The organism is Bacteroidota bacterium (assembly GCA_039111535.1).
Taxonomy (GTDB): Bacteria; Bacteroidota; Rhodothermia; order Rhodothermales; family JAHQVL01; genus JBCCIM01.
Genome location: JBCCIM010000079.1, coordinates 1 through 26,472 on the forward strand (window position 1 = coordinate 1; position 26,472 = coordinate 26,472).

General features: G+C 49.4%; 18 protein-coding genes. 8 read left to right on the forward strand and 10 right to left on the reverse strand.

Annotated elements, in window-relative coordinates:
• Positions 1-176: 176 nt before the first annotated feature.
• Positions 177-1,325: an acyl-CoA dehydrogenase family protein gene (locus AAF564_13350; GenBank protein MEM8486531.1), complete on the reverse strand. Its 1,149-nt coding sequence runs from the start codon at positions 1,323-1,325 to the stop codon at positions 177-179.
• Between the two features lie 291 nt (positions 1,326-1,616).
• On the opposite strand from AAF564_13350, the gene AAF564_13355 reads away from it, so the two are divergent.
• A complete protein-coding gene (locus AAF564_13355) occupies positions 1,617-2,606 on the forward strand; it encodes an alpha/beta fold hydrolase (protein ID MEM8486532.1) in 990 nt (329 codons plus the stop codon).
• Positions 2,607-2,715: 109 nt separating this feature from the next.
• Here AAF564_13355 and AAF564_13360 read toward each other — a convergent pair whose 3' ends face one another.
• Positions 2,716-3,168, reverse strand: a complete 453-nt coding sequence (locus AAF564_13360; protein ID MEM8486533.1) for a PEGA domain-containing protein — start codon at positions 3,166-3,168, stop codon at positions 2,716-2,718.
• Between the two features lie 609 nt (positions 3,169-3,777).
• Here AAF564_13360 and AAF564_13365 point away from each other — a divergent pair.
• A complete protein-coding gene (locus AAF564_13365) occupies positions 3,778-4,095 on the forward strand; it encodes a hypothetical protein (GenBank protein MEM8486534.1) in 318 nt (105 codons plus the stop codon).
• Positions 4,096-4,231: 136 nt separating this feature from the next.
• Entirely contained in the window at positions 4,232-6,028 is a 1,797-nt protein-coding gene (locus AAF564_13370) for a T9SS type A sorting domain-containing protein (GenBank protein ID MEM8486535.1), read from the forward strand.
• A 141-nt stretch (positions 6,029-6,169) separates the two neighbouring features.
• Here AAF564_13370 and AAF564_13375 read toward each other — a convergent pair whose 3' ends face one another.
• A complete protein-coding gene (locus AAF564_13375) occupies positions 6,170-6,835 on the reverse strand; it encodes a hypothetical protein (protein MEM8486536.1) in 666 nt (221 codons plus the stop codon).
• Positions 6,836-6,904: 69 nt separating this feature from the next.
• Here AAF564_13375 and AAF564_13380 point away from each other — a divergent pair, with 69 nt between their 5' ends.
• Complete coding sequence (locus AAF564_13380; protein MEM8486537.1) at positions 6,905-8,956, forward strand: hypothetical protein; 2,052 nt, start codon at positions 6,905-6,907, stop codon at positions 8,954-8,956.
• Positions 8,957-9,034: 78 nt separating this feature from the next.
• Here AAF564_13380 and AAF564_13385 read toward each other — a convergent pair whose 3' ends face one another.
• From AAF564_13385 to AAF564_13415, 7 genes are all read right to left on the reverse strand, one after another.
• On the reverse strand, positions 9,035-9,781 hold the full coding sequence (locus AAF564_13385; GenBank protein ID MEM8486538.1) for a response regulator transcription factor: 747 nt from the start codon (positions 9,779-9,781) through the stop codon (positions 9,035-9,037).
• A 118-nt stretch (positions 9,782-9,899) separates the two neighbouring features.
• Positions 9,900-12,221 (reverse strand): ATP-binding protein, encoded by a 2,322-nt coding sequence (locus AAF564_13390; GenBank protein ID MEM8486539.1) that lies wholly within the window; start codon positions 12,219-12,221, stop codon positions 9,900-9,902.
• Between the two features lie 305 nt (positions 12,222-12,526).
• The gene (locus AAF564_13395; GenBank protein ID MEM8486540.1) at positions 12,527-12,982 is read right to left on the reverse strand and encodes a two-component regulator propeller domain-containing protein; all 456 of its coding nucleotides are present in this window, start codon (positions 12,980-12,982) and stop codon (positions 12,527-12,529) included.
• 319 nt (positions 12,983-13,301) lie between these two features.
• Positions 13,302-14,621, reverse strand: coding sequence for a YcaO-like family protein (locus AAF564_13400; protein ID MEM8486541.1), 1,320 nt, complete (start codon positions 14,619-14,621; stop codon positions 13,302-13,304).
• Positions 14,622-14,648: 27 nt separating this feature from the next.
• The gene (locus AAF564_13405) at positions 14,649-15,317 is read right to left on the reverse strand and encodes a TOMM precursor leader peptide-binding protein (protein MEM8486542.1); all 669 of its coding nucleotides are present in this window, start codon (positions 15,315-15,317) and stop codon (positions 14,649-14,651) included.
• Positions 15,292-15,588 carry a hypothetical protein gene (locus AAF564_13410; protein MEM8486543.1) on the reverse strand — a complete coding sequence of 99 codons (297 nt, stop codon included), beginning with the start codon at positions 15,586-15,588 and terminating at the stop codon, positions 15,292-15,294. The genes AAF564_13405 and AAF564_13410 overlap by 26 nt, the downstream gene beginning before the upstream one ends.
• A 74-nt stretch (positions 15,589-15,662) precedes the next feature.
• Complete coding sequence (locus tag AAF564_13415; GenBank protein ID MEM8486544.1) at positions 15,663-15,854, reverse strand: hypothetical protein; 192 nt, start codon at positions 15,852-15,854, stop codon at positions 15,663-15,665.
• A 392-nt stretch (positions 15,855-16,246) separates the two neighbouring features.
• Between AAF564_13415 and AAF564_13420 the strand changes: the two genes are divergently transcribed.
• The 4 genes from AAF564_13420 (at position 16,247) to AAF564_13435 (ending at position 26,081) form a co-directional block, all read left to right on the forward strand.
• Positions 16,247-17,206 carry a hypothetical protein gene (locus tag AAF564_13420; GenBank protein ID MEM8486545.1) on the forward strand — a complete coding sequence of 320 codons (960 nt, stop codon included), beginning with the start codon at positions 16,247-16,249 and terminating at the stop codon, positions 17,204-17,206.
• 83 nt (positions 17,207-17,289) lie between these two features.
• Positions 17,290-20,598 carry a VCBS repeat-containing protein gene (locus tag AAF564_13425; protein ID MEM8486546.1) on the forward strand — a complete coding sequence of 1,103 codons (3,309 nt, stop codon included), beginning with the start codon at positions 17,290-17,292 and terminating at the stop codon, positions 20,596-20,598.
• A gap of 492 nt (positions 20,599-21,090) precedes the next feature.
• Positions 21,091-24,243 carry a TonB-dependent receptor gene (locus AAF564_13430; protein MEM8486547.1) on the forward strand — a complete coding sequence of 1,051 codons (3,153 nt, stop codon included), beginning with the start codon at positions 21,091-21,093 and terminating at the stop codon, positions 24,241-24,243.
• 62 nt (positions 24,244-24,305) lie between these two features.
• Positions 24,306-26,081: a RagB/SusD family nutrient uptake outer membrane protein gene (locus AAF564_13435; GenBank protein ID MEM8486548.1), complete on the forward strand. Its 1,776-nt coding sequence runs from the start codon at positions 24,306-24,308 to the stop codon at positions 26,079-26,081.
• Positions 26,082-26,472: the final 391 nt, after the last annotated feature.

Sequence of the window (26,472 nt, forward strand, 5' to 3'; positions counted from 1 at the left end):
GTGGAGCGCATCATCGCAGAGCGCCCACACACGTATTGCGTCCGCTACTTGGAATATGATGCCAGACATGATTGAGTTCGGTAAACTGGTTTAAGGATGAAAGTTAAAGGTTTAAGGTTAGTGGTCTTCAAAGCGCCAGCCAACCTTAAACCTTTAACTTTCATCCTTAAACCGACCTACAGGCCAAGCCATTTTGCGAGAATGTTGCGCTGAATTTCGTTGGTGCCTGAGTAGATTTTACCGCCGATAGAGTCGCGCAGAGAGCGTTCGACTTCGTAGTCGGTGGTGAATCCGTTGCCGCCAAAAATCTGCACCGTGTCCATTGCCGTTTGCACGAGGGCCTCGCTGACAAATACTTTTGTCATACAGGCGTCGATGGCTACGTCGCGTGCCTTGTCGAGCCGTGTTGCTGCGTTGTAAGAGAGCAACCGAGAGGCTTCGAGGCGGACCTGCATATCTACAATTTTATTAGATACGGCTTCGTAGGAGCTGATTTTTTGGCCAAAGGCTTCGCGTTCTTGCGCGTAGTTGATGGATTTCTCCATCAGGCGTTGCATGGTGCCACAGTGTTTGGCGCCAATAACGACGCGCTCCCATTCCATGGATTGGGTAAAGATGCTGGTGCCGGCACCTTCGCCGCCCAACAGGGCTTCTTCCGGGAGCCACATGTCTTCCAGCACAATTTCGCCAATGGGTGATGTACGCAGTCCCATTTTCTCGAATTTCTGTCCGGGCGAGAATCCTTCAGTCTCTTTATCTACCAGAAATACAGACGTGCCGCCATAGTATCCTTTCTCGGGATCCGTTACAGCATAGAGAATAGCCAGGTCAGCAACAGGGCCATTTGTACTCCAGATTTTTGTACCGTTGATGCGGTAACCATTGCCATCTTTGATCGCCCGAGATTTCATGTTGTAGGCATCTGACCCAGAGCCCGGTTCAGACATGGCATTCACGGCGATCAGTTTGCCGCTGCTCAAGAGGGGCAAATACTTTTGTTTTTGCTCTTCTGTACCGTGGTTAATGATTGGGATAACACAGGCAAGCAGATGGGCGCAAATCGAGAAAGAGAGGCCGCCGTCCTGGCATCCGTAGCCAAGGGCGTCGAGGGCAATAGCTGTAGAGAGGGCATCGAGGCCGGCGCCGCCGTACTCTTCCGGTACGGGCAGGCCCTGCAATCCCATTTCACCACATTTGAGCCAGAGGTCTTTGGGAAATTCCTGGGCTCTGTCCCGCTCAATAATATCTTTGTTCAGTTCTTGCTTTGCGAAGTTGATAATTTCATCGCGGAGCATTTGCTGATCTTCAGTCAGAGAGAAATTCATAGGTCGACTAGGGTAGAAATCTTGGAACACTAATTACTTACAGTGTTGAGGTGCAATCAAAAATGAGTCGTTCCATCGAAGGGGTAAATCGGATCTTTCATGTTTTTCTAACACATAAAAGCGTCAGGGCAAAAACCACACCGCTCTGTGAGGGCATTCTCTGGTCGATACGTTACTATTTGTTAGGCATTCGCGGCCCATGTGGTGTAATAAATATAAGGTTCGATTTTGTTGATGTCGTGACAACCGATACCTTGTTCAGCCTCACCCAATGCCTCTTTTTGAACTTATATGACCGACGTTTCCGTGTCTGAAAAACAGCGCTCAACCACTTTTCGCAATACCCTGTTTGGTGCCGGTGTTTTACTGGTTGCCTTGATCTTTGCAGGCCGGCAAAAGCCTGTCGATACGACGATCAAAGCGAAATCGTTTGGTGCTGAACTGGATGAATCGCTGCGTGCTTCGGAATCGCAATATGATGACATTATAGCCGGTACAGAAAAGAAAATTGTATGGGCAAGCGAGGCGCAAGAAAAGACACCGATTTCCATTGTATACATTCACGGTTTTTCTGCTACCCGTCAGGAGACTGCACCGCTTTCCGATACGCTTGCGGAGCGGTTTGGAGCCAACCTGTTCTATACCCGTCTCACCGGCCACGGTCGGCCGGGAGAAGCCATGGGAGAAGCTACAGTAAATGACTGGTTGAATGATGCCCATGAGGCCCTGGAAATTGGCCGCCAGATCGGTGAAAAGGTAATTGTAATTGGCACATCTACCGGCGGTACACTTGCTACATGGCTTGCTGCACAGGAAGATACTGATGGACTTGCGGGTGTTGTATTGATCTCGCCCAACTACTGGCTCCGCGCGCCAGGTGCTGGTTTAATGCTGATGCCGTGGGGGAAACAGATTTTACACGCTATCCAGGGCACAACTTACGAATGGGAGCCGCAGAATACGGATCATGGGAAGTACTGGACAAATTCGTACCCCAGTAGCTCCCTTCATGAGATGATGCGTTTGCTCGATTATGTAAACAATATGGAGCTTGAGCAAATTTCGGTGCCGGCGCTTTTTGTTTATTCCCCGAATGATCAGGTTGTTAATCCAATTGAAATAGAAGCTACGTTTGCGCGGTTTGGCTCGGAAAATAAAAAGTTGGAAGCTATCGAAGAAGTAGAAGACCGTAGTAACCACGTACTCGCTGGTCGGATTTTGTCGCCTGCATCAACGCTGCCGATAGCATCAACCATTTCGGCCTTTGTTGCAGAATTGTAGGTTTGGTGCAACGTACAACCGCGTACGGACTGAGCGTTTATTGAAATAACAAAAGCCGGCTTCTGCGCAAGAAGCCGGCTTTTGTTTGAAGTTCAGGGTACAACCGGGGCTATTGCTCGGTTACTTCGTCTGCTGCAAGCGAACCAATGTACTCCCAGTCTTCCTGGGCTTCCATGGCTACAGTTACATAAACCGTGCTGTCGTCAACTTTTACATCTGCCATGCCACGGCTTTCGAGTTGCGCGACAATCTGCGAGTGATCCAGGCGGTACATGCCACCAGTTGAGTGGTCTATGATCAACCCAATTGGGCCGCCCAACAGGATGTTACCAATCGCCCATTTAGACCATTTGCGGTCTACGATAATCTGAAAGTTTTCGTAGCCCGCGAGGCTGACACTGATTGTGTGGTTGTTTCTGCGTGGCAATTCAACCGTAACCGGGGTGATCCCGTATTCCGTTCCGTTGACCGTCACCTCTGCACCAACCGGGTTGCTGGAGATGTCGAGGTTTTGCATGCCGCCGTGTTTGAGGGTACCACAACCAGATATCAAAATGGCCATGCAAACGCACAGCGATGAAATAAGCTTTTTCATACGTTCTTTCCTAGAGTTGGAGAGGAATAAATGAGGCGTCCAGGTCTTGTTTGAGTGTCTGGAAAACCTATCCCTTGTCCGGTACGGGGGGAGCCTGTCGTGTGAGGGGAGACAGACCAGTTCAAGGGGTATCGGCAGATTTGCCTTTTACTGAAGAGGAGGATGTGACGTTAACAAAAAAAGCTTCGCCGGGGTCCCCCGACGAAGCTCTTTTTATAGAAAAAATATATGTAAACCGCTAATTGGTTTATTTGCCAGCAAGTGTCCGAAAAAAGACGGGACGTCTGGCTTTGGGTAACGTGATTTTTACCATTGGTATACCTTAGCGAGTTATTGTTTAAAGAACAGCAGAAAGCCGGTTTACGGACCTGCAGACTGCAATTACGCCCCTTGGTACGATTCGTCGGCATAAAGTTTCAGGTGGGAAGCCCTTCCATTTTTATGAATAAATTTTGGAAGTGCTTTCTTTGTCATCCCTTCAAAAAAGTCATTGTTTTACGATGCATAAATGGAAAAAAAGCCGGCTGAGCAAGAAGATAAACAGGCACCCCAGTACCTCCTGACTTCCTTATAGCTATGAGCAAAACATATTTTTATATCGATGAGCGGCAGCATGTTCGAGATGCCCGCGGGAAACGGATACGGCCTGACAAGCAGGGCCGGTACTGGATTCGTGTACCCAGGCGTGAAGAACCGTCGGAAGAAGAGCTCATGTTTTACTGGTGGCGGTTTGTTGTGTTGTTGTTTTACCCGGTATTCTGGGTGCGTGATGTGATGCTGGCTGTTTTTGGGAAAGCGAGTTATTTTGAGCGTCGCATAGAAACGCTACAATCATTTCAGGGCTACTTGCAGAAACACGAAGACACGCTCAATTCTGATACTTTGAATCCATAGCACTACTCCTGAGAGAGTAATCTGCTGAAAACGTCCGTTTTTCACTGCGGGAAATGCAATTCTTTTGCGCAAGTGATGATGTCTGAACGCAAATCGGAGCACACCTGCGAATTTGACACATCAAACGTAAGAGAATATGAACACGAAGATTTCAAACAGATTATTATTTGTTAGCCTGTTGCTGTGTAGCCTTGTAGCTGTTAATGCCCAGGCACAGGAAATAGAATGGGCTGTAGCAGCGCAGAGCATGAATGAGGAGCTTGCAACGGCTGTAAGCGCTGATGCAAACTATATCTATCACGCCGGCGACCTGGATGGCCGGGTGATTTTTGGCGATGGCGACCGTAATGAAACGCTTGTTGCCGGACAAAATTATGTAGCCCGGTATACCCATAGTGGAGCAGTTGATTGGGTAGCTGGCATTCTTTCTGATAGCTTCCCGCTACGCATCACCAGTATGGACAGTGACCCTGCTGGGAATGTGTATATCGCGGGCGAAGTGGAGAATGGCAGTGTTCACACCTTTGGTTCCGGCGAGCCGAACGAAGCAACGCTGGATTCTGGCTTTAATGCTACCGATGCCTTCATTGCAAAATTTAGTAACACGGGGGCATTTGAGTGGGTTCGGTCAGGGGGGATCAATGAGCAGAATGGCGCCCGCGATATCGTCGTGGACAAATATGGTGGCAGCCATACGATTGGCTACTACCGCACAAACATCATCTTTGGTGCTGAGGGCATGACGCCGGCTGTTGAGCTGCTTAGCGAAGGCGGAGAACTGGACAACGACCTCTTTATCGTGAAATTCGATACCCATGGTGACCTGGTTTGGGCGCGCACAGCGGGTAGTGCCATTGGTTCGGATACGGGATTATCCATTGATCTCGATCACAAAAATAACATCTATGCTGCCGGCCACATCTACCGCGGCGGTGTGTTTGGCAAAGGAACCAAGGCTGAAAAGGTGGTTGCCACACAAGGGCAAAGCGATGGGTTTCTTGCACGGTTTACGCCGACTGGAAGACCGATCTGGGTTGTGACAATGGGCGGGGCTTCTTTTGACCAGGCCAGTGATCTGGTTAATAAAAAAGGCAAAACCGTGGTTGTTGGCACCTTTAATGAGACGGCTACTTTTGGTTCAACCGACGGTGCAACGCAGCAATTGGTCGAAGCAAGCTTCCGTAATGTGTTTGTTGCGCGATACAACCGGGCAGGTGAACTTGCCTGGGTGAATCCTATCTATCAGGACAATGATTTTGATGGTTCCAGGGATGTAGGGTATGGAGAAGGGAGCCAGAGCTGTGTGATGGGTAACCATTTTGATGCTGCCACGTTCGGAGCCGGCGAAGCCAACGAAGTTACGCTAAACTCACCCGGTGATGCAGATATGTACTTTGCCTGCTACTCGGGCAACGGCGTATTCCAGTGGGTAGAGCCTGATCCTGCATCGCTTAAGGCAGGCACCATGACGAGTGATGGTGAGATCATTGTTGCTGGCGGTTATCAGAATAACACCTTTTTTGGTCCGCTTGACCCCAATGATGAGTTGCTGCTTAACGCAGGGGCACGCGATATTTTTCTTGCGAAGTACCTGAGTTTACCCCCTGAATTTGGTTTTACAACCGAAGCTAAAATCCAGACGGACGAACTTAAAGTTGAGGCACAGACTTCATCATTCACCCTGTTTGGTAACTATCCCAACCCGTTTAATCCGCAGACAACAATTCGCTTTGGATTGAACAGTACAGCGCAAGTGAATCTGCAGGTATACGACATGACGGGCCGGCTGGTATCTACGTTGGTAAGTGGTACGCTTGACGCTGGCAACCATGAAGTGACTTTCGAGGCTGCTGACTTGCCTAGCGGCATGTACGTTTATCGCCTGGCAACACCTGATGCACAGGTCACGCGGTTGATGTCTTTGCTGAAGTGATGTGCCAAAATTGATGCCTGAAACAGGCTCGGAACATACCTATCAGAAAACCCGTCGGGTCTCCAAGACCCAACGGGTTTTTAGTATAGACGTATTGCGGATATGAAAAATACCCTCTAACACAACTGTTAAGCCGGCGCCCTAAAACGGTATTAGCTCAAACGTGTTAAGGATATGCTGATGCAGCGCAGACTGTGAATCGATAGCGGCTGCGGTGCTTTCAATTTTAACCTCAAAGCATCGCGCCTGGTGGACAAATGCAAAGACATGCCCGATAGTCGTTAGTTCAGCCTGGAACGATTGATACTGGTAAGATTGACCGTGTGCTCGCGACAACCCAGCAGGCATGTCAACAGGAGCCAGTTTATGTTGCAAGATGAGGCGCGCATCCTCTTTTACCAGCGGTTTTGTCTGGAAAAGATTGAGGCGGTGCTGCCGGCAAAGCCATTGCTTGTAGAGCGTATTGGCCCGGTTTACAAAAATGGTAAGATTATGCATCGTATAGGCCTCAGCAGCAGGGAGCCGCATGGAGTCTACCTGGATACTTGAAAACCTGCCTACTGCATTCCAAATCGCATCTTTGTCTGGCTTGTCGTACACCCACCCAAACTGCTTAATAAACGCTGCCTTGGTCGTCGTTTGAAGCCCATCGTGTTGCCAGGTATCTGGTACACTAAAACCGAGGCCTATGGCCGCATAATCACTTGCCAGGGGTTGGCCGGCAGCCGGGATTGGCGCGGCGAAAAGGCACCCTGCAAATACGATCCAGGATAGCCGGCAAAAGTATGTTAATAAATGGGCGTGCATGTCAGGTTTTAGGACAGCTTTTCGACTGTGGAGATGACACCTCTTTAACCATCTAATCTCTATCAAGTCATGAAAAAGTCAGAACTGGAAATCGGAAGGTCGCAATTCCGACAGCTACTGTTAACAAATCCTAACTATTTTGGTACCAACGCGGAATGTGGGCTGAAACTTGTTCAAGCTATTCAGCAAAATACCAAGTATGAAGAAATCGGTTGCGTTGGATATGATCCTAAATTTGATCGGCTCGAAGCGGTTGTATATATCAACCAGCCGTTTGGGTATGGCGGCGATATCTGCTCAGCCGGCACGCCGGAGTACGTTCGTTTTTACCTGTCGTTTGACAATGGTGGGTCCTGGGAAGATCAGGGCCTTGTAAGTTTCAGGGCATACAACATCCCCGAAGGCACCGTGGGCACAGAGCGTCTGGAATATGCCGTATCGTTGCCCATCGATGGTATGCGCCGATTCTGTGCGTTTACCGGCGTGGTATTATGTCGGGCGATTCTTTCCTGGAATAACGCGCCGGCACCCGATACACCAGACTTTATACCCGTTTGGGGCGGCGTTCACGATACACATCTTCTCACCGAGCCATACAAGCTGATTACAGTCCCCGGCCTGTTTGAGGCTGCACAAATAGACATCCCCGATGTCATCCTGACACAGGTAGATGCGGCGCAGCAAATCAAACTGAAAGAGCCTGTTGCATTATCCGTTTCGGAACTGGCAGCAAAATACGCCAAACTGAAAGTCCAGCCCGCACGTTTTGCGTTCCAGGAGGCGCAAAAGTTGCTCAATATATCAAGCGATTTACCCATTGACCTTGCGCTAGCCAACAGTCCACTGGGCTCGCTTGATATTGATATCTCCGACATCATTTTGCCGCCGCCAGATGTAGATGGCAACACAACCTACGAAGAACTGGAATGTGTAGGCTTGTATCCGAATGAAGACCTGCTGGTTGGTACATTTCGCGTCAAGCGTTCAGCCGGCTACAGTGGCGGGCCTTGCACGGCCGGCAGTACCGAGTACGTCACATTCTGGGGCGATTTCAATAACAATGGGATTTATGAGAAATACCTCGGCACGGCTTCTGTTAAAGTTTACGATTATGACAACATTCCGGAAGAGGGCCTCGAATACGCCGTAACCTTACCTGTTGATTTGTCCATGTACAGGCAACCATGTGAAGACGGCCCGCGGTTGGCCGGCATTCGCGCAATTCTCTCATGGAATCAACCACCCGATCCAACCAATCCCAATTATGTACCGGTATGGGGGAATCGCGAAGAAACAACCGTTCACATTGCACCCGGACCAGACATCAATGCCCCAGGAGCCTATATCTCCATTATGGGTGGCATTCCGGTAGGCATGATCAATGATGTGTCGGGAGAGACAACAGCCGATGCTTTGTTTGCGCTCAACGGATTAGCAGCAGACAACCTGGGCCGGCCCTGTCCATTTGGTGGGCGCGTTGTGTTACAGGGGCCCCAATTCCAAAACTACAAGTACCGGGTCAGTGTGCGAGAAATAGGTACGGCTGCCTGGACGCCGGTTACCAACCGTTTTCTGATTACAAACCTGAATGGGATTGCGTCGTGGCATGAAGCTGATATTGCAGGGATGTTTACCTTCCCGGGACACCAGCAAAATATCACCAGTACACTTGCCTGGTGGAATTCATCTGGCGACGAGCGCTTTGAAGTGCGCCTCGAGGTCTTCGATCCGACAGGTACGGTGTTACAAGGTGTGGATGTACATGTGATTCAGCTTGATAATACCGGGCCATCAGCAGAAATCGACATCACAAGTGGTGCCGGCAACTGTGGTAAATTCCAAATTGGCGACACCATTTCTGGTATCTTCAAAGCCAGAGATGAGAACTTTGGAGGATATAGCATTACGGTGCTGCCAACAGACGTAGGGGCAAATGCTGTGTCTCCTGCGAATGGGACTGTACAAACCTCAATTGCTGGCAATAGCTGGTCGCTCGACACGACCGACATGATAGCCTGTGGCTACGTGGTACGACTTGTTTCGCGTGATCGGGCCATTGTGAATAGCATCCGGTCCAATCACAGAAATCCCGACGAAGCCGGTTTTTGCCTGGATGATTAGACAAAATCTGTGCAATGAAAAAAGCCGGGGCAACAAAGGAATTGCCCCGGCTTTTTTATGCTTGTGCTATGGGATGCATCAAGATTTTAAAGGCGATCTTGCACCATAAATTTTTGCAATGGCTGCTGTGCCAGTCGAAACGTGTAATTTCTGGTAGATTTTATTCAGGTGGGAATCTACCGTGTTCGGACTAATATAGAGGGTTTTCGCGATGTCTTTTCGCGACTGTCCTTTTGCCATTAATTCGACAATTTCCATTTCACGCTTGGATAACGCCTGTTCACTGGATACGTCAACGCCCTGGAAGAGTACGCGCATCTTTGATGCTATAGCCGGCGGCAAAATCATGCCTCCCCGACTGGCCATAGTGATTGCGTCAGTGATGTCTTTTACACTGGAAGACTTGTGTAAATAGCCAGAAGCACCTTGCTGGAGCGCATTGAAAATGTAGTCTGCTGCATCATAATCAGTAAGCATCAGGACGGCAACCCCCGTAAATTTTGCCTTTATTTTAGCAAGGCCCTCGATGCCTGTCATGTGCGTTCTTTTTTCACTACGCTTGAAGTTAATATCAAGGAGTAGCACATCCGGATAAGAATCGACACTAAAGGTGACATTTTTCCTCAACAGGGCTTCGCAATGTGGATAACTACCGGTTAAGCTCAGGTTCGTCGTGGTTTTGATAAGAAGTTCAATGCTGTTTCTGTAACTATCGTTGTCTTCAACAATACAGACGTTCAGAACTTCCCCGATTTGAACAGCTTCTTCAGGTGATTCCATCGATTTAACAGGGTTGGAGGTAGGTGCTGTTGCGGTGTAAACCATGGTTGTTTGCGTCTATTAATGAAGTTGATGTACGGGCTTTTAGCCGGTAGCAAACTGTGGTTGGTAGGCAACTCGAAAGGCATATGTTTGAGCACCTCACATAAAGTACAAAGTTATGCTACGCATTGTTATGGCTGAAACCGTCCATATTTACAGTGAGCCGCACGATAGTGCCCCTTGGCTGTTTTTTCGTGATTTCTAATTTGCCGTCAATTGACTTCGCTCGCTGTTCCATATTGTCAAGCCCATGGCCTCGATCCACAAGTTCAGGGACAAATCCGATGCCATCATCTATGACAGAAAATATGTAGGTGTTTTGTTGCTGTTTGCAGGATACCTGGATCTTGTCAGAGTGGGCGTGTCTGACTGCGTTGTGCATCGCTTCTTTAATGGTAAAAAAGATATGCCGGCGCACCTCCATGGACAACACGACATCTGATGTGGTTTCTGGAAAGTCCAGTTCCAGTTTGTCATATGGGATCGTGTCGTGTGCTACTTGCCGGATACGGTCTAACAAGTGATGCAACGTGTCGTTCTTGGTGTCGATAATCCAACTCATCTCTCGGCGCAGTGCTGAAATCCGGTTTAGCTTGCCAATAAAATTTTGTAGCTGCGATTTGATGGAGGAAGGGACTTCTTTTTGGTTAGCAAGTAAGTCCATTTCGATACCAAGGCTCCCTAGGCTGCCTCCTACGCCATCGTGGAAATCTGCAGCGAGGTCATTACGCAGTTTTTCGAGTTTCAGGGCAGCAGCGTGGGAACGCTTCGCAAGTTCAAGTACATAATTGAGGCGTATTCGAAAGCCCGTGTAGATTAGTGTACCGATAAGGAAGGTCAGTAGGAATCCAAACCAGGTTGTGCGCCAGTATGGAGGGGCAATAGTCAAGGCTTTTGAATATATATGTTTACCTTCTCTTCCAAAACTGTTTTTTGCTTTAACTTCAAGCACATAGTCATTAGGAGGGAGATCAGTGAAAGATATGACGGGCCCTTCAACGGGGACCCAGGTTGTGTCAGAACCCAGCAGTCGGTAAGAAATTTCGTTTTTCTCACTATTCACATATGAAAGCGCAGCAACCCGGAAACTGAGGGTGTTTTCGTCATAATCCAGTGCAAGATCTTGTTCCAGTGGCTGCGGCTTGTTGTTTAGCTCAAATGCCGTTACAACAACACGATGATCATTGGGCACATCGAGCGTGATGTTTTCGGGTACGAAGGTGAGCAAGCCGGCCTCGGTACCAAAATAAAACCTGCCTGATGCGCCAATGTGACAGGCGTTTGGAAAAAATATGTGATTGGGCAACCCATTTTGTTGGTATAGCTTTATAAACTGATTGCTAGGTTCGTCAAACACAGTTAATCCATTTCGCGTAGCAATCCAGGTCCGGTGTTGGGGGTCTGTCAAGGCACAAAAAACCTGTGGGTTGGATAGCTGGTCCCGGTAGGTTTTGAATTCTTCGGTATCAGGATTAAACCTGTGTAATCCGTTTGTGGTGGAAATCCAGAGGGCTCCGTGATTATCTGGAGAGATATGAGCGACTGAGTTTTCGTCTAACTGCGCTGTCTGGTCCGGGTCAAAGAAGTAAGATGTATACGTATCATTACTGGAGTCAAACTTTATCAGGCCAGCGTCCAGTGTACCTAACCATAAGAAGCCGTCTGGAGCTTCATAGATGGGCCAGATGGAAGGGCTAGGCAGTTTTTCATTATCCAAGTTATACTTCGCAAAGCGTTTGCGTCGAAAATCAACAAGCTTGTTCATGCCATTGTTATGGGTGCTGACCCATAATGAGTCTTGCTTGTCAATATGTAAGTTATAAACCCACTCGCTCCCGATGCCAAGACTATCAGAAGCATTGTACGGGATAGAGACCACCTCTTCATTCAAGCTCGGGTTGTACAATGTTATCCCCTTACCCGGTAAAGACAACCAGACATTTTTTTTATCTCGGATGATGGATCGGATACCTGGCTTGTACAGTTGCTGTGCTGTGGATGGTGAGGTTTGTGTTGCGGGTTTGCGTTGCGCGCTGAACAGGCCAACCTCTGTACCGCCGAGTAAAAGACTGGTGTCTGTATATTCTAAAATGGCGCTAACAGAAGGCTGAGGGATAAAAGATGTGTTTGCATAGAACGGGATAGTTTCAAACCCCGGGTTGTTACACGATTTGCTGATACCACCCCAGGTTGCCACCCACAGTTGTTTTTCTTTGTCTTCCATGAGTGCTGAAACCCGTCGGTCTACAATCGAAAACGAATTGCCAGGTTCGTGGTCATAACACTGGAGCGTCTCACTATCTTTGGGTAATTTGCACAGGCCCTGGTCAAAGAAAGCAATCCAAAGGTTTTGAACACTGTCCAGGTATAAGTCTAATACGTTCGTTCGAGTATCCGTTGGAAATGGTACGTTGATTTCATGGCTTGTGGTGTCTAATTGCACAACTCCGCCCTGGTTTGTACCTATCCACAGTTTGTTGGATTGTAGTAAAAGAGACTGAATAATTGAATATTGACCACCTTGGCTTGTACGGCTTTGCTTCTCTAAAAACCTGAGTGCTTGACCTGACCTAGTGTCCAAAAAATTGAGTCCATTGTTGGTGCCTATCCACACCTTGTCTGGTGATACTGGCAGAATCGAAGAGATGGTGTTTGAGCTTATAGCATGCACATTTGTGCTGTCAGACTTATAGTTTTGTACTTCATTCGTTATGAAATTGAAAGCGCAAAGTCCATCTCTTCTTGTGCCTATCCAAAGCGATTGCTCGTCTTTGGGGGGGCAAGGGCGTTCATATTAGGTGAACATGCCTGGCTAGATGAATTGGTGTTGGTGAAGTATTGTTTGAATTTTTTTGTGTCAGGATCATATCTATTAAGCCCATTCTTGGTAGCTACCCAAACATAACCCGCGTGTTCGGTGATGCCATGTGTACTTATCCAGATATTAGATATGGATGTTTTATCATTGGGGTCGTGTTTCAGGTCGTAGAGGTCTTTGCCATCGTAAAGCAGAAGGTTTGTTGTAGTGCCAATCCAGATAAACCCTTGTGAGTCTTGAAATAGTGTGCGAATAGAAGCAGAGGGTAGGTCTTCATTATTGATGGGCTGATCAAATTGATCAACTGGCATCAATTGTGCGCTGGCGATTTGCGTAAAAAAGACCGCGGCCACAGACACTAAAAATACGAATTGTACGTAACGCATTGATATAGTGAAACTTGGGGAGGGATGACTAACCTGGCCTGCAAGATAGCATGAATGATAAGCAGTTTTTTATACAACTGTTTTGGGCTGAACCAGACACTTTAAATACAACAAATAGACAAAAACGGGATCACGTCCCAACGATATTCTTGCTTCGGTTTAAAAAAGGCTTGGCTTTAGAAATTGACCAGGGTCAATCGAACTGCAGGTGTCTATTTGTGAAATGGGAAGAAGCGATTAGAGAAATAGTATTGCAGCAATACTTTAGTATAGCAACATAGACGGATTAAACGTGGATAATTTTTTGCAAGAAGAGGATTTATTTCTCGATCGGAATATGAAACAAATCTTTCTCACGTAATCGTTCCGTTTGTAGATTTAACCGTACGGGGACATCATATAGCCGGCCGCTGCGTGTACGTGGAAACCATGGACGCATACCAGGCGCAAAAACACGCATGACACAGAAATTGATCTCGGGGCGGGATACATTTTGCATATAAGGTGTGATGCCCTGTTGCTGAAGTGCACAGACCAGGTCATAAATGGTACGTACGCCAGGTTCTGATGGATAATCGTGAGCGGTGCGGGTTTTCTTTGTAGGGGATGGACGGAAATGTTGTGACGAATCTACGTAAATTGCCGGCGCAGGTTTTAATGTATGCTCCGCTTTCGGCGTATTGCCCCTTTCTTTTTCAACGCGCATGACATTTGGCAGCATTTGGCAGCATTCCATAATGGCTTTTTTTAACGCCTTTGTTGCAACGGGATGCGTGCCAAAGCCCTTTATGATACGGCCTGTGGATCGGTCACAAGAAATGACAACCATCACAGTCACACCTGCGATATCCATAGAGATATCCATCGCCCATACGTCTCTGCCAAGATCGTTGTGCACGTTTAGCAAGGTTAGCAGGTAATCATCCTCAAAAGAAGCGATGTCTACTTCGGGACACAACAGGCGGTTGGCGTTCCAAATTGCGCCAGCATCGGTTTCGATCAGCTCCAGGAGCGCCTGCCATACACAGAACTCTCGATCCGGGCCGGCTGCCACACCTCTACTATCAGCAAGCGCGTAATGGTGCCCGTTGTCGTTATATCCAAAGAAACAAGACGATTTTAGGGCATATTTCCAGATTTTATTTACCAGGTCAAATACCGGACACCAGAGCACTTCTTCATCATCTGGTAAACGCTCTGGTACATAACCTCCACCTGTTTGCTCTTGCTCATTAATCGTCAACCTGTTCTCATACTGGCGTTCCGAAATACAATGCAGCTCAGCAGGACTGATAGCCTGTTTACCGAGACTCCTGATACTTGCTCGAATGGCAACTTCATTCCCCTGATTTACGCAGGACCATCTTTCAAAAGCCTCACAAAGCGCCAGCTTCTTCGCCATGTCGGGAGTTTCTGCTATTGCAGAACTGGATGTTGCTGAGTGACTGAGTAAGTCGCGATAAGAATTAATCGTATTCGATAAGGGATGTTTGGCGATATAAATGGAAAAGGCATCTTTTGCATAGGGCGTATCCAGTGGACGCACCCATTCCACAATGCCTGTATGGGGATTGACAAAAGGGGACAGGTTCTGATAAGCAGTATCCAGAGACTGCTGCTTCTTGAAGATAGCTTGCATTGTATTGCTTTGTGATACGTTGGGAGCTTAGGAAGTCATGCGTTTGTGCGTGTTCAGTGTTGGCTCTTCTAATGTGTCTACTGTACGGCTTTGCGGCGGGGCGCATACCGGACAATGGGCAGATCGTGGTATGATGTCGGAAGAAAGCTGCATCGTCGCTAAATCGAGTGTGTTGACCTTACTGGCTAACTGATTCTCGTCTGATGTTCGAAAAAAACACTCAACTGCGTAAGCAAACCATGCATCCGCAAGTTGTAGCGAGGATTCCGTGAACATAGCCGGCTCGGTAATCGGCGGTACATCTGGAAGATGCCTGTACAAAAAAGTTGCTGGCCCATCGAGCACGCGCCGGCGGCGTTCAAAACAAGACCAGCACGTTGAACGCGGTGAGAAGAAGATGTGGGCAACGCTTGTACCAGTAGCTTTATAAACAGCTACGTGTTTGTCCAGGCTACGCGCATGTTCAGTAATCTTTGCAAGACGCGGGTCTGTTAGCGTATCCACAGTAATAAGCCACAGGCCAGCCTCTTTTTTTGTCGTGAACATATAGCCGTAGCGCTTCATCAATGTGGACAGATTAGATGGCTTGACGTTGCCAAGCTTGATCGTCGATAGCAGGGGCATGTAGCGTGTTTTTTCTGCATCTTTCCCTTTGCTGGTATACCAAAATCTATACGCCGGTGTATACTGTTCCATTTGAATGCGCTTCTGAGAAGTTGAAATAGCACAGGATGTTTTCCTTGAAAAGATTGGCAATGATCAATTGCTGCTTTTCTGGTAAACCAAACAATTCGTCTACTGAAATCCACGGACTGTGAGGACGGTCTAAAAGGGTGAAAATTGCCAATTCATTGGCACCAGATAGTAGCAAGGACCTTGTGGCGTTATATAACACAACGAGGCGTTCTTTTTCGAGCAGGTAAATTGCGAATTGAGGCGATACGCGGAGGTATTGATGAGGGAGCATTGCAAGCAGGGTTAAATTCCAGGCCCTGGGGTTATCGTCAGGGCCTGGATTGTGTTAGCGAAAATAGATCAAACCTATGCGGTATGACCTGGTGCATCAGTGAGACAAGGTTCACATTGATTTGTGAGGGCAAGGTGTTCAACCTTGGTGTCAACGCCACTGGCGACAATCACATTGGCTTCCACAGCGCTTGAAGATGCGGCGAGCTGCTGCAGGTGCGCGATCATGTCGTTCTGGTTTGTATTGTTTTCAAGTACGTTGTTCATGATTACTATTGTTTTGATTGAAAAAAGTGTGACTTACTGTTCTATAGAGCAGTTGGGCATCGAACTGTGCAATCAACTCTGATTTATTTTGAGATTACGCAGCAGGCCTCCGTTTGCCTAAGCGAAACAGGATGCATCGGAGGGACAATACCCTGTTGTTTTTGCCAAAATCACGTGATTACACCACACCCTGCGAGAGAGGTCAAGCAAGGCTTGTCTAATGGACTACATCCCCAAACTTCACACTTTTCCATAAAGAGCCTGGCTTTATGATGGCTTAGAGCTGTGACTTAGCATTTTGGCAATGCAGGAGATGAGGCTTGGTTTTAGGTGTTGTACGTTGCGTTGCTCTACCCTTACTTTGGAGCATCTGTTACTAGCCACTCTTTCTTATGCTGTGTTATAAAAGCTTTTCTCCCTTTACCATTGTCTTGATCACAATCAGCATTCTTGTAGCTGTGCAGGGGTGCAAAAACATCGGCCTCAACTCAGCCAAAGAAGTAACCTCCTTTGCTGACTCCTTATTAGCGGAGACGGATACCCTCAAGCTCGTCGGGGCAAACCTGACCGAAGGGGCACTGAGTAGCCTCACCGACCCCGCCGGCCAGGCAAAACTCGACAGTACTGCAAAAAAGCTTGCAGCAGCCATTGGGCATGGCGTGTCGCCAACGATTTTGGCTTTGCTCGATTCGCTGGATGCACAGGCTTTGAACGCTGTTGATTCGCTTGCATCAGCCCTGCGGCGTGAGCTGCAAAGCGACGAAACAATTGGTGCTGTAACCGAAATTGAAGACGCCGTACTCGCCCGCCTTGAGGCTTCCGTTGCCCGCATTAAAAACGATTTGCTGAGCGAACAAACAGGCCGGCAACTTGGTGAGGTCATCACAACGGCATTAAATCAACAAACCTTTGAACAACTTCAGGCAGCACGCGACAGTGTATTCAATGCGGCTTTTCAGCAATACGTCGTAGGTATCGTCGCGGAAGCAGGCGATACCCTTGCGGTCAAACTGGACGACGTGCTGCGTGAAGGAAAAGAGGTGGGTACCGAAATACTCGTGCTGGGTGGCTTGTTTATCGCCGGCCTGATGGTGCTGTGCTGGATTCTGTTTCGCCGGGGCAGGGAGTTGGAGGCTCGAAAACAAGAACTCGAAACTTTACAAACCAAACAAGACCACCTTGGCCGGCTGATAAACTACCAGATCCACACCATGCCGGCCCAGCAAAGCTACGACGATCTGGTAGCCCGTATTCAATCTGAAGCCCAGCGCGAAGGCCTTGAGCCTCTGCTGCAATCGCAATTGCGAGAACAGGGTATCCTGGGGACGCAAGCCTGGCGCGCAGGGCAATAATTGCGGTACAGGGCTGGCTATTGTCCTTCCCAGCGCGTAGCATGGGGCGACTGCCCGCTGTCTGATCATTTGTCTCCCATCCCATGCTATATCGACTTTGTCTGGCGCTGCTGGGCTTTGCCCTTATAACTGGCTGCACCTCCGACGCACCAACTGAAACGCCTGCTTCAGAAAACAGTACGCCGCTTTTTTCACAGCGAAACGCAGCCGCTGACGGGATCGATTTTGTCAATACACTTTCAGAACACCCGTCACCCAACCGTAACCTGCTGCTTTTTGAGTACTTTTCCAATGGCGGAGGCATCGCTGTGGGAGATCTGAATGGAGATCAACAGGAGGATCTCTACTTCAGCGGCAACATGTCTTATAACAAGCTCTACCTCAATAGAGGCAACTGGCGATTTGAAGACGTGACAACCTCTGCCGGCGTAGGCGGCCGCAAAAATACCTGGAAAACTGGCGTAACCATTGCTGATGTCAATGGCGACGGTCGGCTTGATATTTACGCCAGCTATTCTGGCGACCTGCCCCTGGATCGCAGGGTAGATCAACTCCTGATCAATATGGGCAACGATGCCCAGGGAATCCCACAGTTCGAGGACCAGACCGTAGCCTACGGCCTTGCAAACCCCCATTCGAGCAATCAAGGGTACTTTTTTGATTACGACCGGGATGGCGACCTTGATCTGTTTCTACTTACCCACAACGTGAAAAATGTCCGTCGGCTGGACAGCGAAGATGCGCGCCGGGAAATGCAGCGCGACAACCCTGTTACTGGTGTCAGGCTCTATGCGCAAAATAATGGGCGGTTTACCGATGTTACCCGCGCTGCCGGCCTCTCGAGCTCTTCGCTTACCTATGGACTTGGTGCTGGCATCAGTGACATCAACCAGGATGGCTGGCCCGACTTCTACGTAGGCAATGATTACAACGCGCCGGATTTCCTGTACATCAACAGGGGTGACGGGACGTTTGAAGATGAGTTGGCAACCCGCATCCGGCACACTTCCCACGCATCTATGGGGATCGACATAGCCGATATCAACAATGATGGATTGGTGGAAGTGTTTGTGCTGGATATGCTGGCAGAAGAAAACCGCCGGCAAAAGACGCAATTTATGCCAAACGACCGCCGGCTCTTTAACCTGATGGTAGAATCTGGATTTCATCACCAGTACCTGCGCAATACCCTCCAGCTAAATAATGGCGATGGCACATTTAGCGAAGTAGGAATGCTGGCCGGCGTAGCGCAAACAGACTGGAGTTGGACGCCTTTGCTGGCAGACTTTGATAGTGATGGCAAAAAAGATCTCTTTGTCACCAACGGGTACCTCTACGATACCCTCGACCAGGATTTCCTTGCCTTTAAGAATTCTTACATCGCCAGTAAACAGCAAAACCTGACGCCAAATGATATTGGCTACCTGATGGGCGTTGTGCCGACTTCTCCGATGTACAATTATGCGTTTCGGAATAAGGATGGATTGCAATTCGAAAATGTGTCAGCAGATTGGGGCCTGCGCGTTCCCCAGCGTAGCGCCGGCGCCGTCTATGCTGATCTCGATAACGATGGTGACCTGGACCTGGTGTTGAACAACATCAACGAGCCGGCGGCTGTTTTTGAAAACCATGCCGTTGACCAGCGCCAGCAAAACTATTTGAAGATTGAATTACAAGGCACGGCAGGCAATACGGAAGGCCTCGGATCACGCGTTTCACTGTTTGTAGATGGGGAAGAACAACACGTAGAACAAATGCCCAGTCGCGGATACCTGTCCAGCGTAACGCGTCACCTGCACTTCGGCCTTGGATCACGCGCTACGGTTGATTCCTTGCATGTTATCTGGCCTGATGGCCGTCTGCTGAAGCGAGAAAGCGTAGAGGCGAACCAACTTCTGGTGCTTGCGCAGGCTGAGGCAAGCGGGCAGTATCAACCTGTTTCACCCGTTAAGCCTGCGTTTTCACCAATTGCGACACCGATTGTCTTTGAACATCAAACGGATCCCCAGAGAGACGATTTCAGCCGGCAGCCACTCCTCGATCACCCGCAGTCAGAATCGGGGCCGCCACTGGCAACTGCTGATGTCAATGGCGACGGGCGGACGGACGTATTTGCCGGCGGCGGTGTTGGGCAGGCAGGCCGACTTTATCTGGGGACTACCCGTGGGAGCATGGGGCGTGGCAATGCCTCGCCTTTTATGCCGGCAGCCGGCAGCAATGACACAAAGGCCCATTTTTTTGATGCCAACAACGATGATGCACCTGATCTGTATGTGGCAAGCGGGGGTTACCATTTGTTTGATGAAGCAGATGCCACGTTGCAGGACCGGCTCTACCTGAACACGGGCTCAGGCGTACTGGTCGCGACCGCTTTACCAGAGATGCTTACCAGTACTGGTGCCGTAGCTTCTGGTGACATCAATGGAGATGGTTTGGCTGACCTTTTTGTTGGCGGTGGCGTAGTGCCTGGGAAATATCCGGAAATTCCACTCAGCCGTGTATTGATCAATGGGGGAGACGGTCAGTTTGAGGAGGTGGTGCGTGTACGGATGGGCATGGTGCGCGATGCTGTATTGCGCGATCTGGATCAAGATGGTGCACCAGAGCTGGTTGTTGCCGGGCACTGGATGCCGCTGTCTGTGTATCGTTTCTCCCAGAATGAGCTGGTAGACGTCACCAGCGATTTCTTTGATGAGCCGCTGGCGGGGCTCTGGAATACTGTACATGTCGAAGACCTGAATGGGGATGGCCATGTTGATCTTGTTGCCGGCAACCTCGGCTTGAACACCCAACTGGCTGCCACGCGGGAGCAGCCGGCTTCGCTTTATTATGCAGATTTCAACAATGATGGTGCGGTCGACCCAATCCTGGATTTCTATGTGCAGGGCACGCCATACCCATTTATTATGCTAGATGAACTCCGGCTGCAATTACCGGATGTGGCCGGCCAGTTCCTGAGTTTTAGTCAATTTGCAAATGTACAGACGGTGGACCTCTTTGGCACGGAAAGGCTTGGTATGGCAACCCGACTTGAGGCCAATCACATGGCCACGACACTTCTCCTCGGAACACCGGAAGGCATATTCAAACAGACTCCTTTACCTTTAGCAGTACAGGTTGCCCCTGTCTTTGCAATTTTATCGCTGGATTATAACGGGGATGGGGCAACAGATTTGCTCATGGCTGGCAATACCACTGATGGTCAAATGAGACTGGGCCGGTACGATGCCAATTATGGTGTGTTGTTGCAAGGTGATGGATCAGGTGGGTTTACTTATGTGACGCAAGAAAGCGCTGGCTTTGCAGTCCGTGGTGCCGTTCGTAGCCTTGTTGCGCTGGATGGTACCATTCTCTTCGGCATCCATGGACACGGCGTTAGGGCGTATCGTTAAAAAAGCGCTTGCCCAGCCTTTATTCATGTCTTTCAAAAGGGGGCACTAAAAAGGGTATGATTTAATTGGTTGATAATGTTAGCGTTAACAATTATACTAAAAGGCGAAAAACTCGTGAAAGGTTGACTTCAGTCAGATGTATTGCGGTATGATGCATCTTGACTCCCTGAAAGGGGATGGTCGAGTCGCTTTGATGAGCGTTGGTTATTTGCAGCCTTTGATTGTATTCACCATCAGTACCCTTTTGAAGGCTCGTAAAGTATTTTTCCTTCTGTAAGTCCACCAAAGCCCCTTGCTGCCGGCGCAATGCCGGCAACTGTGTCTGTACATACTCCATCGTACAGATAACGACTAAGTAAGCTTGTCCTGAATCTGCTTTTCACACCCCACCAGGATGGGGGAGAGCTACCGCATTGGATTGTTGTTGCTTTTTCCTGTACCACGTGCTCATTCGCTATTTCATGAAATAACGAGCCAAACGCTTACTTAATCATGCGAAAATCTACCCAACCCTCTAGTTCACCCAGCAATGGGCGGCCTGGTCTGTGGGGATTGTTATCCCTGCATGGACAGCCGCTCAAACAGGTTAGTGCCCTCCTGGCTGCTTTTGTAGTCATTATGGGTCTGTCAGCTGTGCCAGCCAATGCGCAGCACATGGTTTCTGGTGAAGTGATCGATGCTGAAGACGGCAGTTCGCTACCTGGCGTAAACATCATTGTAAAAGGTACGACCATCGGTACGGCTACCCGACTTAATGGTGAATTTACCATCGACGCACCTTCACCGCAGGACACGCTGTTGCTGTCCTTTGTAGGATATGTATTGGAAGAAGTGCCGATTGACGGCCGCAACGATATCACCATCCCACTGCAAAGGAGTGTTACTTCTCTGGATGAAGTGATTGTAAGTGTACCTTATGGTACGCAGACCGTTGCAACAACTACTGGATCTGTGAGCCAGATATCTGGCGAGGCCCTCGAGCAGATTCCGAGTACCAACTTGAGCCAGTCGCTCCAGGGTACAGTAGCCGGTTTGATTGGGGTTACAGCCAATGGTTCGCCGGGGCGTGATAACTCAACCCTTCTCATTCGCGGTACTTCTACACTTGGCGACAATGCGCCGCTGATCGTTATTGATGGTGTACCTGGACGCCAGGGGGGACTTTCCCGCCTGAATCCATCGGATATCGAAAGTGTGTCTGTCTTGAAAGATGCGTCTGCAGCTATCTACGGGTCTCGTGCTGCTAACGGGGTTATCCTCGTAAGAACGAAGCAAGGACGCCCTGGTAAAGCACGCGTTAGTGTTAACGTTGAGCGCAGCTATGCTACGCCGGCCGTTATTCCTGAAATGGCGGATGCTGCAACCTACATGACGATGCTCAACGAGATTGACGTTTCACGCGGCAATCCTGAGCGCTTTACTTCGGAGCAAATTGATGCAACCAGAGGCGACATTGATGGCCGCTGGGACGTATTTAACACCGACTGGTACGATGTAGCGCTCAAAGACTTTGCGCGCGAAATCTCTGCAAGTGCCTCTGTAACAGGTGGCAGCGAAACGATTCGCTATCGTGTTTCTCTGGAAGGGCTTTCTGAAGATGGCATTCTTGTAAACACAGGTGTTGGGTACGAGCAACTTGGCTTCCGTAGTAATATTGATGGTGATATTACTGATAACGTAAACCTTGCGTTCAACCTCCATGGCCGCCTTGAAAATCGCGACCGTCCGGCGTGGACCCGTAGTGCTGACCGCGCTGCGTGGGAACTCTTGCAGCGTGGCAAGCCGAATGAGCCAGCTTTCTGGCCCAACGGACTCCCAGGTCCTGCGCAGGAAAACGGGGTTAACCCGGTCGTTTCTAACGAAACTGGTTTTGACAATACCAAAACCTATTACTTCCAGAGCAGCCTGACCCTTGGCGTTGATATTCCGCAGATTCAGGGCTGGAGCCTTGAAGGTACCGTTGCCTATGACCGCACATTTGAAGACTACAAGCGTTGGCAACAACCATGGACGCTGTACAACTGTGACGCTGGTTGCTCTGGCGAAGAAGCGCTTATCGCAACTTCTGAAGGTGTACCAGATCCTCGCCTGACGCAGACTGACCTGGCAGCAGAAGATATTCTCCTGCGTGCAACGTCGCTCTATGAGCCAAACCTGGGAAGCGATCACACAGCGAGCCTCCTGCTTGGTACGGAATTCCAATCCTCAGAAAGCAACGAACTGGAACTCTTCCGTCGCTTCTTCTTGAGTGATCAGATTACAGAACTCTTTGCTGGTGGTACTGGCGAGCAGAACCTTTCTGGGAATAGCGATCATGCTGCGCGTCTCAATTTCTTTGGACGTGTGAACTACAACTTCCGCCAGAAATACCTGGTTGAATTGGTTGCGCGTTATGATGGATCGTACATCTTCCCTGAAGATGATCGTTTTGGTTTCTTCCCCTCGATGTCTGTTGGTTGGCGGCTTGCCCAGGAAGACTGGTTCAGAGACGCTACAGGCGATTTCTTTGATCGCTTGAAGCTGCGTGCTGCATACGGACAGACCGGTAACGACCGGATCGAACCTTACCAGTTCCTCTCTACCTTCGGGTTTAGTGGCGCTGGCTTTGTGTACGGTGATGGTCTTGGACCCCGTATCTCGCCAACACGCGTACCGAATGAAAACATCACGTGGGAAGTTGCCACGCAGTTCGATATTGGTCTGCAAGGTGGTATCTTTGATGAACGTGTTTCTTTTGAGCTGACGTACTTCAACCACTTCCGTGATGACATTCTATGGTTCCGTAACGTAGCGGTACCACAGACGGCAGGCTTCTCGCTGCCACGTGAGAATATTGCCCAGGTAAGAAGCAAAGGTTTTGAAGCCGAGCTTTCTTTCTCAGAGCAGATCTCATCAAATGTTCGCATCCGTGGTGGTGCAAACGTCTCATTTGCCCAGGACGAAGTTGAGTTTTTCGATGAGCCAGCCGGCGTATTGCCCCACCAGGCAAACACAGGTGCTCCTTGGAATACCGGCCTCTATTATCTGACCGACGGGGTATACCGCGATCAGGCTGCAGTAGATGCTGCGCCGGCGTGGCCAGGTGCACGTCCGGGTGATGTTAAATTCCTCGACTTCAACGAAGACGGCGTAATCAACGGTGATGACCGCGTTCGTGTCGACGAAAACGGTACGCCAAATGTGATCGGTGCCTTTAACGTAGGTGCTACCATCGGTAACTTCGACCTGAGCATGTTGTGGCAGGGTGCCGCTGGCGTCAAGCAACGCGTGATCTCAGGCGCGGTTGGTGAATTTGGTAACTACTTCCAGGCACACACAGAAGACCGCTGGACCCCTGAGAATCCAGATGGTAGCATGCCGCGCGCTTGGAACCGTCAGGATCCATACTGGGCAAGCCAGCTCAACGATTTCTTCCTAGAAGATGCCAAGTATCTCCGCCTGAAAACAGCACGGATTGGCTATAGTTTGCCAGATCGGTTCTTGAATCAGCTCGGTGGAATGGATCAGGTATTGGTCTACCTCAGTGGACGTAACCTGCTTACTTTCTCACCGCTGGAGATCTTTGACCCTGAATTGAGAAATAGAGGCGGTCAAGAGTATCCGAACGAAAAAGCCTTTACATTGGGTATCCAGGTAGGCTTTTAAGTAGTTGCTTCATAGCTATAGCGTGTATACGCATTACATAAAGAATCGAATAACTAATAATCATGAGAAACAACACATACATATTATCCGCCTTGCTGGGCGGCCTGCTATTGATTGCAGGGTGTGACAGTTTGAATCTCGATCCCCCTGACGAATTAACAAGCGAAGCGGTCTGGCAGGATGCCGCGCTAACAAAAGCGTACTTGAACCAGGTCTACAGCTCCATCGGTTACGGGTTCGGTAACCCGATGCTTGGTGGTTCTGCTGTAGACGAAACCAAGTACACCCACAGCAACTTCACAGATGCCAATCTGCAGTCAACCTTGACGCCAGATAATCGCGGTGTTTGGAATAACGGCAACAACACGTATGAAAGTCACAACTGGCAGCGTGTGTACTCGTCGCTGCGCGACCTGAATACGTTTATTCTTAATGTTGAAGCCGGCGATGCCCTTGGTGCTGATGAAAAAGCAACGTTGTTGGGCGAAGCACGGTACTTGCGTGGGTATTTTTACCATAACCTCTGGAAGCTCTATGGCGGTGTCCCGCTTACCGACTCTCCATTCGAATTGGGTGGTGATCTTGAGCAGTACCAGATTGCGCGTAACTCATTTGGCGAGACCTACGATTTCATTATCGCAGATCTCACCGCTGCTGCTAACGCCCTGTCTACTTCAGCCCGCCGTCCCGGTGCAGCTGACAAAGGTGCCGCGCTTGCTTTGATTTCGCGCGTCAAGCTCATTGCTGCTTCTGACCTCTACAACCAGAATCCTTCAGGCATGCCTGAGACTGGATTTATGAGTGGAGATCAGATGACGCGTTTGCAGGAAGCCAAAGACGCTGCACAGGCTGTTATGGACCTTAATATGTACAGTCTCACGGATGCCCCGACAGCTGATGCATACCATGACCTGATTGTTGAGGGTTCTGGCAGTGGCATGATTTGGGCGCGCTTCTTCAGTGGCGATGGTACAGATGCACACAACCATTCGCTGTGGAACAGTCCGAATGGCTACAGCTCCTGGTCAGGTGATACCCCAATTCAGAACCACGTAGATGCCTACGAAATGGCAGATGGATCTGAGTTTAGCTGGGATAATCCAGATCACGCTGCTGCACCATACGCAAACCGTGATCCGCGGATGCACGCGAATATCTTGTACAATGGCAGGATTTGGAGACCACGCTCTGGTGGTGCTGCAGATGCTGACCCTCGCGGGATCATTCAGACTGGCTGGTATGAGCAGCCTGATGGTTCTTTCCGTCCAGGTCTTGATACCCGTGAAGGACCAATCCAGAACTGGAATGGCACCAAGAGTGGTTATAACATGGCTAAGTTTCTTAGCAACCAGATCGTTCCGGATGCTGAGCGTGCCTTTAACCCCTGGGTTCACATTCGCTACGCTGAAATTCTGCTCAACTATGCAGAAGCTTCCGCTGCAATGGGACAGGATGGTGATGCCTTGATGGCATTGAACCAGGTGCGTGCGCGTGTTGGTATGCCTGATGTGCCTGCGGGCGGTGACGGCAATCGCTCTATTCTCGAGCACATTCAAGATGAGCGCGAGGTTGAGCTGGCGTTTGAAGGCCACCGCTACTTTGACGTTCGTCGCTGGATGATTGCCCCAGACGTTTACCAGGGTGGTAACTTTGGTATGCGTGTTGAAGGTTTTCTCGATCCTGACGGCGAACTCCTTGTTAATAACACGTACCGCTACGAGTACAATGTGATTAACATCCAGGATACCGCATGGGATGACAAGAACTACTTTGTGCCAATCCCACGTGATGAGATGAACCGTAACCCGTCGTTGGTCCAGAACCCTGGATACAACTAGGCTGAGTTCAACTCGTAAAGTTTTAAGCGCGCCAGGTTCGACGAATCTGGCGCGCTTTTTTTGTACAACGACGCGCTGGTTTTGGGCTGGTGCTTGCTATGCCGTTAAGTGCTACTAGTCCGTGCGAGGTATTGCCAGGATGGTTGCTCACCCAGATCCTTCGCGGGGCTCAGGATGACGTATTACGGGATGGTTAGCGGCTAGCCCAAGTCACGTTATCATCCTTGCCAAAAATGCTCTGAGCCCTGCACCCAAAGAAGTGCTTCCCTAAAGTCATAGTATGTTAGCCTTGTGGCTTAGAGAAGCATTGCTAAGTTAGACTGTAAAGCACCTGGAAGCGGGAAAAAGATCGTGTTGTCATATGGTCATAAAGACCGTTCAGGATGATCGA

Bases quoted from the DNA above. Each gene is read 5' to 3' on its own strand.
- AAF564_13355 (MEM8486532.1), top strand. From the start codon at position 1,617: ATGACCGACGTTTCCGTGTCTGAAAAACAGCGCTCAACCACTTTTCGC.
- AAF564_13405 (MEM8486542.1), bottom strand. From the start codon at position 15,317: ATGGAACAGTATACACCGGCGTATAGATTTTGGTATACCAGCAAAGGG.
- AAF564_13380 (MEM8486537.1), top strand. From the start codon at position 6,905: ATGAAAAAGTCAGAACTGGAAATCGGAAGGTCGCAATTCCGACAGCTA.
- AAF564_13435 (MEM8486548.1), top strand. From the start codon at position 24,306: ATGAGAAACAACACATACATATTATCCGCCTTGCTGGGCGGCCTGCTA.
- AAF564_13410 (MEM8486543.1), bottom strand. From the start codon at position 15,588: ATGCTCCCTCATCAATACCTCCGCGTATCGCCTCAATTCGCAATTTAC.
- AAF564_13360 (MEM8486533.1), bottom strand. From the start codon at position 3,168: ATGGCCATTTTGATATCTGGTTGTGGTACCCTCAAACACGGCGGCATG.
- AAF564_13375 (MEM8486536.1), bottom strand. From the start codon at position 6,835: ATGCACGCCCATTTATTAACATACTTTTGCCGGCTATCCTGGATCGTA.
- AAF564_13370 (MEM8486535.1), top strand. From the start codon at position 4,232: ATGAACACGAAGATTTCAAACAGATTATTATTTGTTAGCCTGTTGCTG.
- AAF564_13385 (MEM8486538.1), bottom strand. From the start codon at position 9,781: ATGGTTTACACCGCAACAGCACCTACCTCCAACCCTGTTAAATCGATG.
- AAF564_13430 (MEM8486547.1), top strand. From the start codon at position 21,091: ATGCGAAAATCTACCCAACCCTCTAGTTCACCCAGCAATGGGCGGCCT.
- AAF564_13425 (MEM8486546.1), top strand. From the start codon at position 17,290: ATGCTATATCGACTTTGTCTGGCGCTGCTGGGCTTTGCCCTTATAACT.
- AAF564_13365 (MEM8486534.1), top strand. From the start codon at position 3,778: ATGAGCAAAACATATTTTTATATCGATGAGCGGCAGCATGTTCGAGAT.
- AAF564_13415 (MEM8486544.1), bottom strand. From the start codon at position 15,854: ATGAACAACGTACTTGAAAACAATACAAACCAGAACGACATGATCGCG.
- AAF564_13400 (MEM8486541.1), bottom strand. From the start codon at position 14,621: ATGCAAGCTATCTTCAAGAAGCAGCAGTCTCTGGATACTGCTTATCAG.
- AAF564_13420 (MEM8486545.1), top strand. From the start codon at position 16,247: ATGCTGTGTTATAAAAGCTTTTCTCCCTTTACCATTGTCTTGATCACA.
- AAF564_13395 (MEM8486540.1), bottom strand. From the start codon at position 12,982: ATGCGTTACGTACAATTCGTATTTTTAGTGTCTGTGGCCGCGGTCTTT.
- AAF564_13350 (MEM8486531.1), bottom strand. From the start codon at position 1,325: ATGAATTTCTCTCTGACTGAAGATCAGCAAATGCTCCGCGATGAAATT.